15 protein-coding genes are annotated in these 13,188 nt (G+C 66.2%); 4 read left to right on the top strand and 11 right to left on the bottom strand.

Going from position 1 to position 13,188, the window contains the following annotated elements:
* Positions 1-5 precede the first annotated feature (5 nt).
* The 11 genes from M2337_RS06725 to M2337_RS06675 all read right to left on the bottom strand — a co-directional run bounded on the left by M2337_RS06725 (position 6) and on the right by M2337_RS06675 (position 8,823).
* Positions 6-434: a hypothetical protein gene (locus M2337_RS06725; RefSeq protein ID WP_264572193.1), complete on the bottom strand. Its 429-nt coding sequence runs from the start codon at positions 432-434 to the stop codon at positions 6-8.
* 11 nt (positions 435-445) lie between these two features.
* Positions 446-1,432 (bottom strand): cysteine synthase A, encoded by a 987-nt coding sequence (locus M2337_RS06720; RefSeq protein ID WP_264572192.1) that lies wholly within the window; start codon positions 1,430-1,432, stop codon positions 446-448.
* Between the two features lie 95 nt (positions 1,433-1,527).
* The gene (gene tatC, locus M2337_RS06715) at positions 1,528-2,316 is read right to left on the bottom strand and encodes a twin-arginine translocase subunit TatC (protein WP_264572191.1); all 789 of its coding nucleotides are present in this window, start codon (positions 2,314-2,316) and stop codon (positions 1,528-1,530) included.
* Positions 2,313-2,783 (bottom strand): Sec-independent protein translocase protein TatB, encoded by a 471-nt coding sequence (tatB, locus tag M2337_RS06710; protein ID WP_264572190.1) that lies wholly within the window; start codon positions 2,781-2,783, stop codon positions 2,313-2,315. Before tatB ends, tatC begins: the two co-directional genes overlap by 4 nt.
* A 29-nt stretch (positions 2,784-2,812) precedes the next feature.
* A complete protein-coding gene (locus tag M2337_RS06705) occupies positions 2,813-3,055 on the bottom strand; it encodes a twin-arginine translocase TatA/TatE family subunit (RefSeq protein WP_181558851.1) in 243 nt (80 codons plus the stop codon).
* A gap of 95 nt (positions 3,056-3,150) precedes the next feature.
* Positions 3,151-3,768 carry an SMC-Scp complex subunit ScpB gene (scpB, locus tag M2337_RS06700; protein WP_264572189.1) on the bottom strand — a complete coding sequence of 206 codons (618 nt, stop codon included), beginning with the start codon at positions 3,766-3,768 and terminating at the stop codon, positions 3,151-3,153.
* Positions 3,765-4,520 (bottom strand): segregation and condensation protein A, encoded by a 756-nt coding sequence (locus tag M2337_RS06695; protein ID WP_264572368.1) that lies wholly within the window; start codon positions 4,518-4,520, stop codon positions 3,765-3,767. Before M2337_RS06695 ends, scpB begins: the two co-directional genes overlap by 4 nt.
* 62 nt (positions 4,521-4,582) lie before the next feature.
* The gene (gene nagZ / locus M2337_RS06690; RefSeq protein WP_264572188.1) at positions 4,583-5,599 is read right to left on the bottom strand and encodes a beta-N-acetylhexosaminidase; all 1,017 of its coding nucleotides are present in this window, start codon (positions 5,597-5,599) and stop codon (positions 4,583-4,585) included.
* A gap of 10 nt (positions 5,600-5,609) precedes the next feature.
* Positions 5,610-6,371, bottom strand: coding sequence for an SPOR domain-containing protein (locus tag M2337_RS06685; protein WP_264572187.1), 762 nt, complete (start codon positions 6,369-6,371; stop codon positions 5,610-5,612).
* Entirely contained in the window at positions 6,371-8,098 is a 1,728-nt protein-coding gene (gene argS, locus M2337_RS06680; RefSeq protein WP_264572186.1) for an arginine--tRNA ligase, read from the bottom strand. The genes M2337_RS06685 and argS overlap by 1 nt, the downstream gene beginning before the upstream one ends.
* Before the next feature lie 71 nt (positions 8,099-8,169).
* Positions 8,170-8,823, bottom strand: a complete 654-nt coding sequence (locus tag M2337_RS06675) for a hypothetical protein (RefSeq protein ID WP_264572185.1) — start codon at positions 8,821-8,823, stop codon at positions 8,170-8,172.
* 255 nt (positions 8,824-9,078) lie between these two features.
* Between M2337_RS06675 and ispH the strand changes: the two genes are divergently transcribed.
* The 4 genes from ispH (at position 9,079) to amyA (ending at position 13,132) form a co-directional block, all read left to right on the top strand.
* Entirely contained in the window at positions 9,079-10,035 is a 957-nt protein-coding gene (gene ispH / locus M2337_RS06670) for a 4-hydroxy-3-methylbut-2-enyl diphosphate reductase (protein WP_413714902.1), read from the top strand.
* A 3-nt stretch (positions 10,036-10,038) separates the two neighbouring features.
* Positions 10,039-11,022 carry a homoserine kinase gene (gene thrB, locus M2337_RS06665; protein ID WP_264572184.1) on the top strand — a complete coding sequence of 328 codons (984 nt, stop codon included), beginning with the start codon at positions 10,039-10,041 and terminating at the stop codon, positions 11,020-11,022.
* Positions 11,019-11,456, top strand: coding sequence for a ribonuclease HI (gene rnhA, locus M2337_RS06660; protein WP_264572183.1), 438 nt, complete (start codon positions 11,019-11,021; stop codon positions 11,454-11,456). Before thrB ends, rnhA begins: the two co-directional genes overlap by 4 nt.
* Before the next feature lie 188 nt (positions 11,457-11,644).
* The gene (gene amyA, locus M2337_RS06655) at positions 11,645-13,132 is read left to right on the top strand and encodes an alpha-amylase (RefSeq protein WP_264572182.1); all 1,488 of its coding nucleotides are present in this window, start codon (positions 11,645-11,647) and stop codon (positions 13,130-13,132) included.
* The last annotated feature ends 56 nt before the right edge of the window (positions 13,133-13,188 follow it).

The raw sequence follows: 13,188 nt of genomic DNA, 5'->3' as shown, positions 1-13,188 counted from the left end.
ACGGCTCAGGGCGTCTGCTGCTGGGCGGGGCGCTGCGACTGGGCCTGATCGCGGTCCTGATCCATGCGCTGACGCAATTGCGGATCGGGCTCCAGATCGGGCACGGGCGATGGCAGGATGGGCGCGGCGCTGTCCGATGTGGTCGGCGTGACGCCCAGATCCGCCAGCGGCTCGTTGTTGGTCGGCGCCGGGGTGCCGGTCGTATTGGCACCACCAGTCTGTGCGGCGGCGGACGACGCATCGCTCGACATTGTCGCCGTATCGCTCGTCCCATCCTGGCGAACGGCATCGACGATGAGGTTCGCCAGCGTCACGACCAGCAGAACCGCGGCCAAACCGACCAGGCCGATCTGCACGCGCTGCAACTCTTCACGATGGGCGCGAACGTCGCTCTTGCGGCTCACTGCTTCCCGTTCGGGCCGACTGTCCGCCATCTTTGCGCTCCCTAGTCCGCCAACCATGGGAAAGGCGTCAATCCCTTGGAAACCAGCCAGTCCCGATTGTAAAGCGTGGAAAGATAGCGAAGGCCCGTGTCGCACAGGATGGTGACGATCCGGCTGCCCGGCCCGAGCTTGCGGCCCAGTGCGACAGCGCCCGCCACGTTGATGCCGGTGGAAAGGCCAACGCACAGCCCCTCGCCCATCAATTTCTCGACCCACATCATGCCCTCTTCATCGGACATGCGGAACTGCGTGTCGATCGGCGCGCCTTCGAGATTGGCGGTGATGCGCCCTTGCCCGATCCCCTCGGCGACCGAGGAGCCTTCCGCCTTCAACTCGCCATGGGCGTAATAATTGTACAGCGCCGCGCCATAGGGGTCGGTCAGCGCGATGGTGATCGCCTCGCTCTTCTGCTTGAGGCCGAGGCCGACGCCCGCGAGCGTGCCGCCCGTCCCGGCCGCGCAGGTGAAGCCGTCGATCCGCCCTTCCATCTGCGCCCAGATTTCCTCGGACGTGCCGACGATATGGGCCTTGCGATTGGCGATATTGTCGAACTGATTGGCCCAGATCGCGTTCGGCGTTTCCTCGGCGAGACGGCGCGAGGTGTGCACGAAGTGACCGGGATTGGCATAAGGCGCGGCGGGGACGAGCACCAGCTCGGCGCCGAGCGCGCGCAACGTGTCCATCTTCTCGCGGCTCTGCGTCTCGGGCATGACGATGATCGTGCGATAGCCCTTGGCATTGGCGACCAGCGCGAGGCCGATGCCAGTGTTGCCGGCCGTCCCTTCGACGATGGTGCCGCCGGGCTGCAGCAGGCCCTTTTCCTCGGCATCTTCCACGATGAACAGGGCAGCGCGGTCCTTGACCGAGGCGCCGGGGTTCATGAACTCGCATTTGCCGTAGATTTCGGCGCCGCTGGCCTCGGAGGGACCGGCCAGCCGGACGAGAGGCGTATTACCGATGAGGGAGATCGTATTGGGATGGACGGTCATAGCGACTGACTAGGACGACGAAGCGCGCTGAGCAAGGCAGGAGATTGCATGGCCGCCGCAAGCCCAGCTTGTCCCGCAGCACTGCCGGAACGCGCTTATTCGGACCGGACGAGCGCCTGCTCGTCTTTGCCCTGTTCGCGGGCCGCGCGCCGATCCGTAAACCAGATGAAAATCAGCGTCATTTCGTAGAGGATGATGAGCGGAATGGCGAGCATGAGCTGCGAAACCACATCGGGCGGCGTGAGAACCGCCGCCACAGCCACCGCACCGACGATGAAATAGCGCCGCGCACCCACCAATTGCGCGCGCGAGACGATGCCGGCGCGATTGAGCAGCATCACCAGCACCGGCAGAAGAAAGCTGATGCCGAAGGCCAGGATGAACTGCATGACGAGGCTGAGATAGCTGTCCACGCTGGGCAGCGCTTCCAGCTGCATCCCGCCCGCATCGCCCTGAAAGCGCAGGAAGAAGTGAAATGCGGTCGGCATCACCAGATAATAAGCAAAGGCCGCACCGCCGACGAACAGGATGGGCGTTGCCAGCAGGAAGGGCAGCAGCGCCCGCTTTTCCTTGGCATAAAGGCCCGGCGCGATGAACGCCCAGAGTTGGTTGGCGGTGATCGGGAAGGAGATGAAGAAGGCGCCGAACATGGCGACCTTCAATTCCACGAAGAACGCCTCATAAAGCTTGGTGTAAACGAGCTTTCCGACCGTGTTGCCAAAGCCCTGCTTGAGCGGCTCCACGAGAAAACCGAGAATGTCGCCCGCAAAATAATAGCAGACCGCGCCGGAAATGAAGAGCGCGGCGACGCAGCGCAACAGGCGCTTTCTCAGCTCGATGAGATGATCGAGCAGGGGCGCCTTGGTATCGTCAATGTCCTTCATGCGGTACGCGGTCCGTTCGGCTCGTCGGAGGTGCCAAGCGGCAGGCTGGACTGCGCCATGCTTTCGCCGGCGGGCGCGTCGGGCTTGTGCGCCGGGCCGGCATCCTCGACGGTCTCACCGGGATGGGACGGCACGTCATCGGTCGCGACCTTATCGTCACGATCCCCCAGCAGTTCCGGCGCGCTATGATCCTGCAGGGCGGGTGTGCTCGCCGGATCGCTGAACTCCGTATTGCGGGTTTCGTCCATGATCTTCTGGTTCTGCTTGGCCCACTGCTTCTGCAGTTCCTCAAGCTCGGCTTCGCGCACCATGGCGTCGATGCCGCTGCGGAAATGGCGCGCCATGCCGCGCGCCTTGCCGACGATCTGACCGAATTTATAGAGCGCGCGCGGCAGATCCTTGGGGCCGATCACGAGGACCGCCACCACCGCGATCAGCAGCAGCTCTGTGGACGCAATGTCAAACATGCCAGGTTGGCCTGATCAGACCGCCCGGATCAGCTTTCGAGCTTCTGCTCTTCGCGCGTCGCGCTGCTCTCGCCGGCTGCGGACTGGCGATCGATGCGCTGCGCAGGCTTCGCCGCGCTCGCCGTATCGCCGTCATCATCCGCAAGGCCCTTCTTGAAGCTCTTAATACCCTTGGCGACATCGCCCATCAGGCTGGAGATGCGTCCGCCGCCGAACAGCAGCACGATCACCAGCACCAGTACGACCCAGTGAATCGGGGAACCGAAACCCATCAGAAATCTCCTGTGAATGCGCCCTAACTAAGCCCTGCGGGTCCATAGCGCAATGGCCATCCCGGCATCAGCCCTTGCCTCATCGAATAAGGCGATCAGTCCTCATCTTCTTCATCTTGTGGGTCATTTTCAAGACTCCCCTGCAAATCCAGTGATTCCATCGCCAGATCGACCGGATCGAGGAGGCCGGCAGCGCGCAGATCGTCGATCCCGGGCAGATCGCGCCGGCCGGAGAGGCCGAAGTGGCTGAGAAAATCAGGGGTCGTCGCATAAGTGAGCGGCCGTCCCGGCACCTCTCGCCGCCCCGCCGGGCGCACCCAGCCCGCCTCCATCAGCACGTCCAGCGTCCCCTTGCCCACCTGCACGCCGCGAATCGCCTCAATCTCCGCGCGGCTGACCGGTTCGTGATAAGCGATGATCGCCAGCGTCTCCACCGCCGCCCGGTTGAGCTTGCGCGGCTCCTCCCGCTCGCGGCGCAGGATATGGCTGAGATCAGCCGCCGTCTGGAAATGCCAGCGCCCGCCCCGCTCGACCAGTTCGATTCCGCGACCGGCATAATGCGCGGCCAGCGCCGACAGGCAGCCCCGGATATCGCCGTCCAGCCCGCTATGCCGCTGGATCTCGGCGACCGTCAGCGGCGCCTCGGCCGCGAACAGCACGGCTTCCACGAGACGCTCCATCTCGCTCGTAGCATGGAACTCCGGCGCGCTCATGACGGCACCGCTGGCGCGCGCAGGTACAGCGGCGCGAACGTCTCTTCCTGCCGCAGTTCGACGCGTCCCAGCCGCGCCAGTTCCAGCGCTGCGACGAAACTGCTGGCCAGCGCCGAGCGGCGCAGCTGCGGATCGGCCGTCTCGGGCAGGAACCGGCCCAGTTCCGCCCAGTCCAGCTCCATGCCGATCAGGCGGGACACCCGCTCAATGGCTTCATCTAGCGTCATCACCGGCCGGCGATGGACGATGTGGATGCGCGGTGCCGTCCGCGCCTTCACCTGCCCATAAGCCTGAATGATGTCGAACAGGCTGGCCTGCCAAACGATTGCGCGCGGCCGGTGCAATCCTTCCGGCGCCGCGCGGGGGAAGACATCCCGGCCCAGCCGATCCCGCGCCATCAGGCGGGCGCCCGCCTCGCGCATCGCCTCCAGCCGCTGCAGCCGCAGGTGCAGGCGCAGCGCCAGTTCCTCGGGCGAGGGCTCGGGCTGCGCTTCCTTGGGCAGCAGCAAGCCAGATTTGAGATAGGCGAGCCAGGCCGCCATCACCAGATAATCGGCGGCCAGCTCCAGCCGCAGTTCGGCCGCTTCCTCAATGAAGCGCAGATATTGCTCGACAAGGGCGAGGATGGAAATCTCGCGCAGATCCACCTTCTGCGTCCGCGCCAGTGCCAGCAGAAGATCGAGCGGCCCTTCCCAGCTTTCCACCGAGACGGTGAGGATGGCATCGCCCGGCAGGCGGCGGACAGGCTCCATCCACTCGCCATCGAACAGCCCGGTCGGCGCCTTATCGGCAGGCTGGACGGGCGGGCTGGCGCTCATGCCGATGCGAGGGCCAGCAGCGCATCGCGCGTCGCCATCGCCTTGTCGCCCGGCCACGCCGGATCGGCCCCTGCGGCGATGCTCGCCATCGCCCGGTCCAGCCGCTCGCGCGCCGCATCGGATATGTCCGGCAAGCGGGCGGCGATGGCCGTCATCTCGTCCATCCGCCCCCAGCAGTTGAGCGCCAGATCGCAACCGGCCGCGACCACCGCCTCGGCCAGTTCATCCGCCGGGCCGTTCAGCGCCTTCATGTCGAGATCGTCGGACATCAGCAGGCCATCAAAGCCAATGGCGCCGCGAATGATCTCTCGAATCACATAAGGCGACAGGCTGGCTGGCCGGTCCGCATCCCAGGCGGTGTAAACGATATGCGCGGTCATCCCCGCCGGAGCGTGACGCAGCGCCCGGAATGGCGCGAGGTCGCGCTCCATCTCGTCGGCGCTGGCCGAGACCGTGGGCAAAGCGAGGTGGCTGTCGACCAGCGCGCGGCCATGTCCCGGCATATGCTTGACGATGCCGGCGACGCCGCCGTCCCTCAGTCCCTCCAGCGTCGCCCGGCCCAGCGCTGCGACGCGCATCGGCTCAGCGCCGAAGGACCGATCCCCCACAATATCGCTCGCGCCGGGATAGCGCAGATCGAGCACAGGGGCGGCATTGGCGGTGATCCCGACATCCGAGAGCATCGTGCCCAGCAGCCGGGCATTGCAGCGCGCCGCTTCCATGGCGCTGGAGGGCGCGAGATCATAAAGGGCATCGAAGCGTGCGGCGGGGGGACAGTCCGGCCAGTGCGGCGGGCGCATCCGGGCGACGCGGCCGCCCTCCTGATCGATCATGATGTACAGATCGTCCCGCCCGGCGATCTCGCGCAACTCATCGGTCAGCGCGTGCAATTGGGCGCGGTCGGCGATGTTGCGGCCGAACAGGATGTAGCCCGCGGGGTCGCAGGCCTGGAACAGCGCCCGCTCTTCCGCGCTGACACGCTCGCCGGCAAGGCCGAAGATGACCGGCTTCATCGCGCGGAGATCACCGGACGACGATGCAATTTTCGCCCGCCACGCGCAGCCGGCCGCAGGTGGCGGTGGCATCCGCCGGGGAAGCGACGCTGGCGCGGAGGCGATACAGGGTGCGTCCGCCCGTCTCGACCGGCTCGACGCTGTGCTTGAGGGCCGAGAGATAATCGAATCGGCCGGACTGCTTCTTCCAGACTTCCTCGGCGATGGCGCGCGATGCAAAGGCGCCGAGCTGCACGCGCGGCCCTGTCAAGGTATCGACATCCTCGACCTTCGCCGGAGCCGGCGCGGCCGGCTTGGGCGCGGCGGCAGATTTGACCGGCGCGATGACCGTGGGCTTTGCCGCCGGACGTTCTGCGGGAACGGCGAGAGCCGGCGCGGTCGGGCCGGTCTGCTTCAAATCGTCACGCGGTGCTTCCGGCACGCGGCTCGCATCGATGCGGCCCGAAGCCTCCCGGCCCTCGCTGGCTGCAAAGGCTTCGTCCCCTTCCCCATCGAAGGTGCGCGCGTCCGACGCGTTGGCCGGAACCTTGTAATCCTTGTTCTCCGCCGCGATCAGCGGTGCCGAGCCATCGCTGCCGCTGCGATCACGATTGCTGAACAGATAGCCGCCGGCGACAATCACCCCGAGCAGAACCAGGCCCAGCACCGCCAGACCGACAATGCGGATCGGGGACACCCTTTCGGTCTCTTCCTCGATTCCTGCGGGCTCCAGCCAGGGCAGCCGGTCCTCGTCATCAAGATTGAGACCGTTGTTCGGCTCCCCGGCTGACATCAGTTCATCTCCTCAAGCGCGCTGACGCCCATCAGGGCCAGGCCGTTCTTGATAACCTGACCGATTCCGGCGCTCAAGTGCAGTCGCGCCGCAGTGAGGCCCGCATCGCCCGCAACGATCACGCGCCGCTCGGGCTGATCGTTGCCGAGGTTCCACCAGCCATGGAAGCTGGCGGCAAGATCGTAGAGATAGAAGGCAATGCGATGCGGCTCCCGCGCATTGGCGGCGGCTTCGACCACGCGGGGGAAGGTGGCCAGCTGCTTGACCAGATCCAGCTCCTCCGGGCCGAACAGCGCGCTGTCCGCTGCGGGCAGACCGTCCGGGAAGCTCTCCTGTACCCGGCGCGCCAGCGAGGAAATCCGCGCATGGGCATATTGCACGTAGAAGACCGGATTGTCCTTGCTGGCTTCCACCACCTTGGCGAAGTCGAAGTCCATCTGCGCATCGGCCTTGCGTGTCAGCATGGTGAAGCGCACGACATCCTTGCCGACCTCCTCGACGACGTCGGCCAGCGTGACGAAATTGCCGAGCCGCTTGCCCATGCGGACCAGCTCGCCATTACGCATCAGGCGCACCATCTGCACCAGCTTGACGTCGAACTGGACCTTGCCGCCGGTCAGCGCAGCCACGGCGGCCTTGATGCGCTTGACGGTGCCGGCATGGTCGGCGCCCCAGATGTCGATCAGCTGGTCGGCGTTTTCGGCCTTCTGGGCATGATATGCGAGGTCGGTGCCGAAATAGGTCAGCCCGCCATCGGACTTGCGCACCGGCCGGTCGCTATCGTCGCCGAACTGCGTCGCCCGGAAGAGCGTCATTTCGGTCGGCTCCCAGTCGTCCGGCAGTTCACCCTTCGGCGGCTCCAGTACGCCCTGATAGATAAGCCCCTCTGCCTCCAGCCGGGCCAGCGCGGCATCGACGCGGCCGGCCTGCTGCACGGCCGCCTCGGAGGCGAAGACATCATGATGAATGCCGAGCAGCGCCAGATCGGCGCGGATCATGTCCATCATCGCCGCGACGGCGCGCTCGCGGAACAGGTCGAGCCAGTCGGCTTCCGGGGCTCCGACGTAGCGGTCGCCAAATTCCGCCGCCAGCGCCTGACCGATGGGGATCAGATATTCGCCCGGATAGAAGCCTTCGGGGATCGCGATGGTCTCGCCCAGCGCTTCACGGTAGCGCAGATGCACCGAGCGACCGAGCGTCTGCACCTGCGCGCCGGCATCGTTGATATAATATTCGCGGATGACGCTGTGCCCGGCATATTCGAGCAGCGCCGCCAGGGCATCGCCGACCACCGCACCCCGGCAGTGGCCCATGTGCATTGGCCCGGTCGGATTAGCCGAGACATATTCGATGTTGACGCGCACGCCCTTGCCCATCGCCGAGCGGCCATAGTCGGACCCAGCCGCATGGATGGCCGCCAGCTCGTCTTCCCAGGCAGTGCGGACAAGACGCAGGTTGATGAAGCCGGGACCGGCGATCTCCACGCCGTCGACATCCGCGAGCGTCCGCAGCCGGCCGGCGATCAGCTCGGCAAGGGCGCGGGGATTGGTGCTGGCGGGCTTGGCCAGCACCATCGCGGCATTGGTCGCCATGTCGCCATGCGAGGGGTCGCGCGGCGGTTCGACGGTCACGGCGGCGCGATTGAGGCCGGCGGGCAATTCGCCAGCCTGCACCATGTCGTCCAGAAGGCCGTCCAGCGCGGCGGCGATACGAGCGAAGATATTCATCGGGTCAGCGGTCCTGTCAGCATCGGCGGCGCGGCTGCAGGATGCTGCGGTCGTCCGGCCGCCGGAAAATGTCAGCGGGTCACGTTATAGCGGAGCTGGTCGGTGGTCAGGTTGAAGCCCAGGAGCAGCTCGAAGCTGCTTCGCTGGATCGCCTCGCGCACTTCCGGGCGGGCCAGCGGATCGAGCGCCGCGTCCTCATCGCCCGTCTTGCGCGGGCGGGTGATCATGCGCTCGACCTCGGGCGGCAGCGTTGCCGCACTGCGATCGATATAGGCAGAGGTGCTGCCCGTCGCCTCGGCACGCAGCGCGCCCTCGGCGAAATTCAGCCGCACCATGGTGACGCGCTTGGCGGTCACCGCCGTCGCGCCGCGCACGACTGCCGCGAAGACGGGCAGATCGACCGTCCGCGCCGGGCCCGCATCGCGGCGCACCGCAACGACCTTGTAGCCGACCTGCGAATAAATGTCCGTCTCACCCGTGGTGCAGGCAGGCCGCACATCGGTGAGCGTCGCGACCACGTCGATCGCACGCGCGTCGCGGCTGTCGGCCGGGTCGAACAGGGTGACATCGCCGGTGTGCGCGGCCACGGCCACGGTCGGGCAGGCGGTGCGGAACTGGATGATGCCTTGTCCGGCGGAGTCGATGTCGCCGCGCTTCGCGCAGCCAGCCATCAGGGCGACAAGAGCTGCCAGAACGGCGGGTTTCGAGAGAGCGGCGATCCGCACGATGGCTCCAATTCCTTCATTCTGGCGCGCGCGGGATATCCCGCGCACAATCGGGTCCGCGCTTCTTAGTCGCGCTCCCACGGGCGCGCAACCGAAAGGGCACGTCGCCCGGACGGGCTGCAAAGACCTCGCCCGCGCCAGATGACCGCAGGATGAACCGGATGACCATTGCGCCCTTACCCATTCTTCCGGCTTTCCCTCAGGCGGCCATGCCCCTAATGGGACTGGATGGATGGATCGACACATATGCCCGACATGCCTGCCTCTCGCCAGCGCCCCGCCCTCACCGTTCTGGTCGCCGCACCGCGCGGCTTCTGCGCCGGTGTCGACCGCGCGATCATGATCGTGGAGCGGGCGCTCGAGAAGTTCGGCGCGCCGGTCTATGTCCGGCACGAGATCGTCCACAACCGCTTCGTCGTCGATGGGCTGCGCGCCAAGGGCGCCATCTTCGTGGACGAGCTGGATCAGGTGCCCGATGGGCGGCCGGTGGTCTTTTCCGCCCATGGCGTGCCCAAGGTCGTGCCCGCCAATGCCGAGGCGCGCGGCCTCGATTATCTCGATGCGACCTGCCCGCTGGTTTCCAAGGTCCACCGGCAGGCCGAGCGGCAGGTGGAGGCCGGGCGCCACATCCTGTTCATCGGCCACGCCAATCATCCCGAGGTGATCGGCACGTTCGGCCAGGTGCCGGACGGCGCGATGACGCTGATCGAGACGCAGGCGGACGCAGAAGCATTCCAGCCCGCCCCCGGCGTGTCGCTGGCCTTCCTCACCCAGACCACCCTGTCCGTCGACGATACCGCGGAGATCGTCGCGACGCTGGAGCGGCGCTTTCCGGACATTGCCGCGCCGAAGGGCGAGGACATCTGCTATGCGACCTCCAACCGCCAAGCCGCAACGAAGGAAATCGCCCGTCGTGCGCAGGCTGTGATGGTGATCGGGGCGCCGAACAGCTCCAACTCCATGCGGTTGGTCGAGGTCGCCGACCGCAGCGGCGCGCGCGCCCGCCTGATCGAAACCGCCGACGAAATCGACTTCGACTGGCTGGCCGGCGTCGAGACGCTGGGCGTGACCGCCGGGGCCAGCGCGCCCGAAGTGCTGGTGCGCAGCGTGATCGACAAGCTCGCCACCCGCTTCGACGTGACCGAGGAGGAAGTGCTCACCACCACCGAATCGATCACCTTCAAGCTGCCGCGCGGCCTGGAAGCGGCCTGAGCCATGGCTGTCTACACGCAGGTGCCGGCCGAGACGCTGGCGCTCTTCCTCGAACGCTACGATGTCGGCACCCTGCTCGCCGCCAAGGGCATCGCCGAGGGCGTCGAGAACAGCAATTATCTGGTCGACACGACCGGCGCGGACGGCAAAGGCGCCCGCTTCATCCTGACGCTCTACGAAAAGCGCGTGGATGTGGCGGACCTGCCTTTCTTCATGGACCTGCTCGACCATGTCGGCGCGCGTGGCTGCCCGGTGCCGCGCTTCATCCATGACCGCGAGGGCAAGGCACTGCAGATGCTGTGCGAGCGGCCCGCAGCCCTCATCGAGTTTCTGAACGGCGTCTCGGTGACCCACCCGACCCCGCCGCAGGCCCGGTCTGCCGGCGCGGCGCTGGGGCAGTTTCACCGCGCCGCCGAGGGCTTTTCCGGCGAGCGCCCCAACACGCTCGGCCCGGAAGGATGGCACCGCCTCGCCAATGAGTGCGGCGGCGCGCTGGATACCATCCAGCCGGGCCTGGAACAGCGCGTACGGACCGAACTCGCCTATCTCGACGCGCATTGGCCGGGTGCGCTGGCGCGTGGCGTCATCCATGCCGATCTGTTTCCGGACAATGTGCTGATGCGCGGCGACGCGGTCGGCGGACTGATCGACTTCTACTTCAGCTGCACGGACATCCGCGCCTATGATCTCGCCATCATGCATGGCGCCTGGTGCTTCGGGCCCGACGGGCGGGACTTCGACAGCGCCGTGGCTTTGGCGCTGATCGCGGGATATCGCGCGACGCATGGGCTGACCGCGGAGGAATATGCCGCGCTGCCAATCCTCGCACGCGGCGCCGCGCTGCGCTTCCTGCTGACCCGCGCCTATGACTGGATCAACACGCCCGCCAATGCGCTGGTGACGCGCAAGGACCCGCTGGCCTATCTGCGGCGCCTCGACTTTTATGCCGAAACGGACGCAGCGGCGCTGTTCGGCTCGGCCTCGTGAAAACCGTCCAGCTGTTCACCGACGGCGCCTGCAAGGGCAATCCCGGACCGGGCGGCTGGGGCGTGGTGCTGCGCTTCAACGGCCATGAGAAGGAGCTTTCCGGCGGGGAAGCGCACACCACCAACAACCGCATGGAGCTGATGGCCGCAATCGCCGGCCTCAATGCCCTCAAGGGACCGTGTCACGTCATTCTCTCCACGGACAGCAACTATGTGAAGGACGGCATCACCCGCTGGATTCACGGCTGGCAGCGCAATGGCTGGCGCACCGCCGACAAGAAGCCGGTCAAGAATGCCGACCTCTGGCAAGAACTGCTCGCCGCCGTCGCCCCCCACCAGATCGATTGGCAGTGGGTGAAGGGCCATTCCGGCCACCCGGAGAACGAGCGCGCCGACCGCCTCGCCAGTGATGCAGCGGAGCGGGCGCGAGGTTAGGTTTTCGCGCTGATCCTCATGCGCTTTCTCACTATGACCAAGGGCCTAAACCGTCCTATTCGATGTGGCGCTGGATGTTCGCAACACCGCCCGACGTGCGCGCTTCTACGCTGGCTGGAACGTCCGCCGCCAACCTTCGTTACGGCGTGGAGCCGATCCTGGGCTCGTTAGCCAAAGATCGGACTTTTATGCCGCCACGCACCCTGATCCAGTTCTTCCATTGGTACACGCAGGATGGAGGGCGGCATTGGGACGAGGTGGCTGACAAGAGCGCGAGCCTGGCGGACATCGGCATCACCGATATCTGGCTGCCACCGGCCGGCAAGGGGGCGGCGGGCGGCTATTCGGTTGGGTATGACGCCTATGACCTGTTCGACCTCGGCGAGTTCGACCAGAAGGGCACGGTGGCCACGAAATATGGCGATCGCGCCGCGCTCGAACGGGCCTGCGCCGCCCTGCGCGAGGCCGGATTGCGGGTGATCCACGACGTTGTCTTCAATCACAAGATGGGCGGGGACGAGACGGAGCAGGTGCGCGTGCGCCGGGTCAATGCGGATAACCGCACCGAGATCGAGGACGAGGCTTTCGAGGCGCGCGCCTACACGCGCTTCACCTTCCCGGGGCGCAATGGCGCCTATTCCAAGTTCATCTGGGATGCCCGCTGCTTCAGCGGCGTGGACCATCTCGACGAGCCCAATGAAAATGGCGTCTTCAAGCTCGTCAACGACTATGGCGATGGCGAGTGGAACGCCGAGGTGGACGAGGAACTCGGTAACTTCGATTATCTGATGGGATCGGACATCGAGTTCCGCAACAACGCCGTCTACGAGGAGCTGAAATATTGGGGCCGCTGGCTGGCCGAGCAGCTTCCGGTCGATGGCTTCCGGCTCGATGCCGCCAAGCATATCCCGGCCTGGTTCTTCCGTGACTGGGTGGGACATATGCGGGAGAGCGTGGCGGACGATCTGTTCGTGGTCGCCGAATATTGGCACCCGGACATGACCGCCCTGCAGACCTATCTCGACCGCGTCGATCATCAGCTCGCTCTGTTCGACGTCGCCCTGCATCACCGCTTTCACGAGGCCTCGTGCGCGGGCGACGCATTTGACATGCGGACGATCTTCGACGGTTCGCTGGTGGCGGTGGCCCCGGACCGAGCTGTGACGATCGTCGCGAACCACGACACCCAGGCGCTGCAGGCCATGGAAGCACCCGTCGAGACCTGGTTCCGCCCGCTGGCTTATGCGCTGATCCTGCTGCGCGACGCCGGGGTGCCGTGCGTGTTCTATCCCGATCTCTATGGCGCGCGGTACAAGGATACGGGCGGCGATGGCGAGACTCATGAGGTCGAGATGCCGCCGATTGACGGCCTCGAGAAGCTGATCGAAGCGCGGCAGCGTTTCGCGCATGGCCCGCAGACCGACCTGTTCGACGACCCCCATGCCATCGGCTTCATCCGCCACGGCACCGGGGATGCGCCGGGCTGCGTCGTGCTGCTCACCAATGCGGGCGATGCCACCAAGGTCTTCGATCTCGGCCCGGACCATGCCGGCGCGGGCTTCCGCGATTATCTCGGGCATTGCGAGGAAGAAATCTGGTCGGACGACGAGGGACGGCTGACCGCGCGGGTGAATGGCGGAAGCGTGAGCGTGTGGGTGCGCAGCGACGCATTTTGAGGGGCTCAGCGCCAGCGCATTTCCCTTTTGGGAACTCCGAGGCGACCGATGCTCAG

Source organism: Sphingobium sp. B2D3A (assembly GCF_025961795.1).
Taxonomy (GTDB): Bacteria; Pseudomonadota; Alphaproteobacteria; order Sphingomonadales; family Sphingomonadaceae; genus Sphingobium.
This window is presented reverse-complemented; position numbering and strand designations above follow the sequence as displayed.

Excerpts from the sequence above, each read along its gene's own strand:
- M2337_RS06705 (WP_181558851.1), bottom strand. The coding sequence starts at position 3,055 with ATGGGTTTCGGTTCCCCGATTCACTGGGTCGTACTGGTGCTGGTGATC.
- scpB (WP_264572189.1), bottom strand. The coding sequence starts at position 3,768 with ATGAGCGCGCCGGAGTTCCATGCTACGAGCGAGATGGAGCGTCTCGTG.
- tatC (WP_264572191.1), bottom strand. The coding sequence starts at position 2,316 with ATGAAGGACATTGACGATACCAAGGCGCCCCTGCTCGATCATCTCATC.
- M2337_RS06685 (WP_264572187.1), bottom strand. The coding sequence starts at position 6,371 with ATGTCAGCCGGGGAGCCGAACAACGGTCTCAATCTTGATGACGAGGAC.
- nagZ (WP_264572188.1), bottom strand. The coding sequence starts at position 5,599 with ATGAAGCCGGTCATCTTCGGCCTTGCCGGCGAGCGTGTCAGCGCGGAA.
- M2337_RS06725 (WP_264572193.1), bottom strand. The coding sequence starts at position 434 with ATGGCGGACAGTCGGCCCGAACGGGAAGCAGTGAGCCGCAAGAGCGAC.
- tatB (WP_264572190.1), bottom strand. The coding sequence starts at position 2,783 with ATGTTTGACATTGCGTCCACAGAGCTGCTGCTGATCGCGGTGGTGGCG.
- argS (WP_264572186.1), bottom strand. The coding sequence starts at position 8,098 with ATGAATATCTTCGCTCGTATCGCCGCCGCGCTGGACGGCCTTCTGGAC.
- amyA (WP_264572182.1), top strand. The coding sequence starts at position 11,645 with ATGCCGCCACGCACCCTGATCCAGTTCTTCCATTGGTACACGCAGGAT.
- thrB (WP_264572184.1), top strand. The coding sequence starts at position 10,039 with ATGGCTGTCTACACGCAGGTGCCGGCCGAGACGCTGGCGCTCTTCCTC.
- M2337_RS06720 (WP_264572192.1), bottom strand. The coding sequence starts at position 1,432 with ATGACCGTCCATCCCAATACGATCTCCCTCATCGGTAATACGCCTCTC.
- ispH (WP_413714902.1), top strand. The coding sequence starts at position 9,079 with ATGCCTGCCTCTCGCCAGCGCCCCGCCCTCACCGTTCTGGTCGCCGCA.
- M2337_RS06695 (WP_264572368.1), bottom strand. The coding sequence starts at position 4,520 with ATGGAGCCTGTCCGCCGCCTGCCGGGCGATGCCATCCTCACCGTCTCG.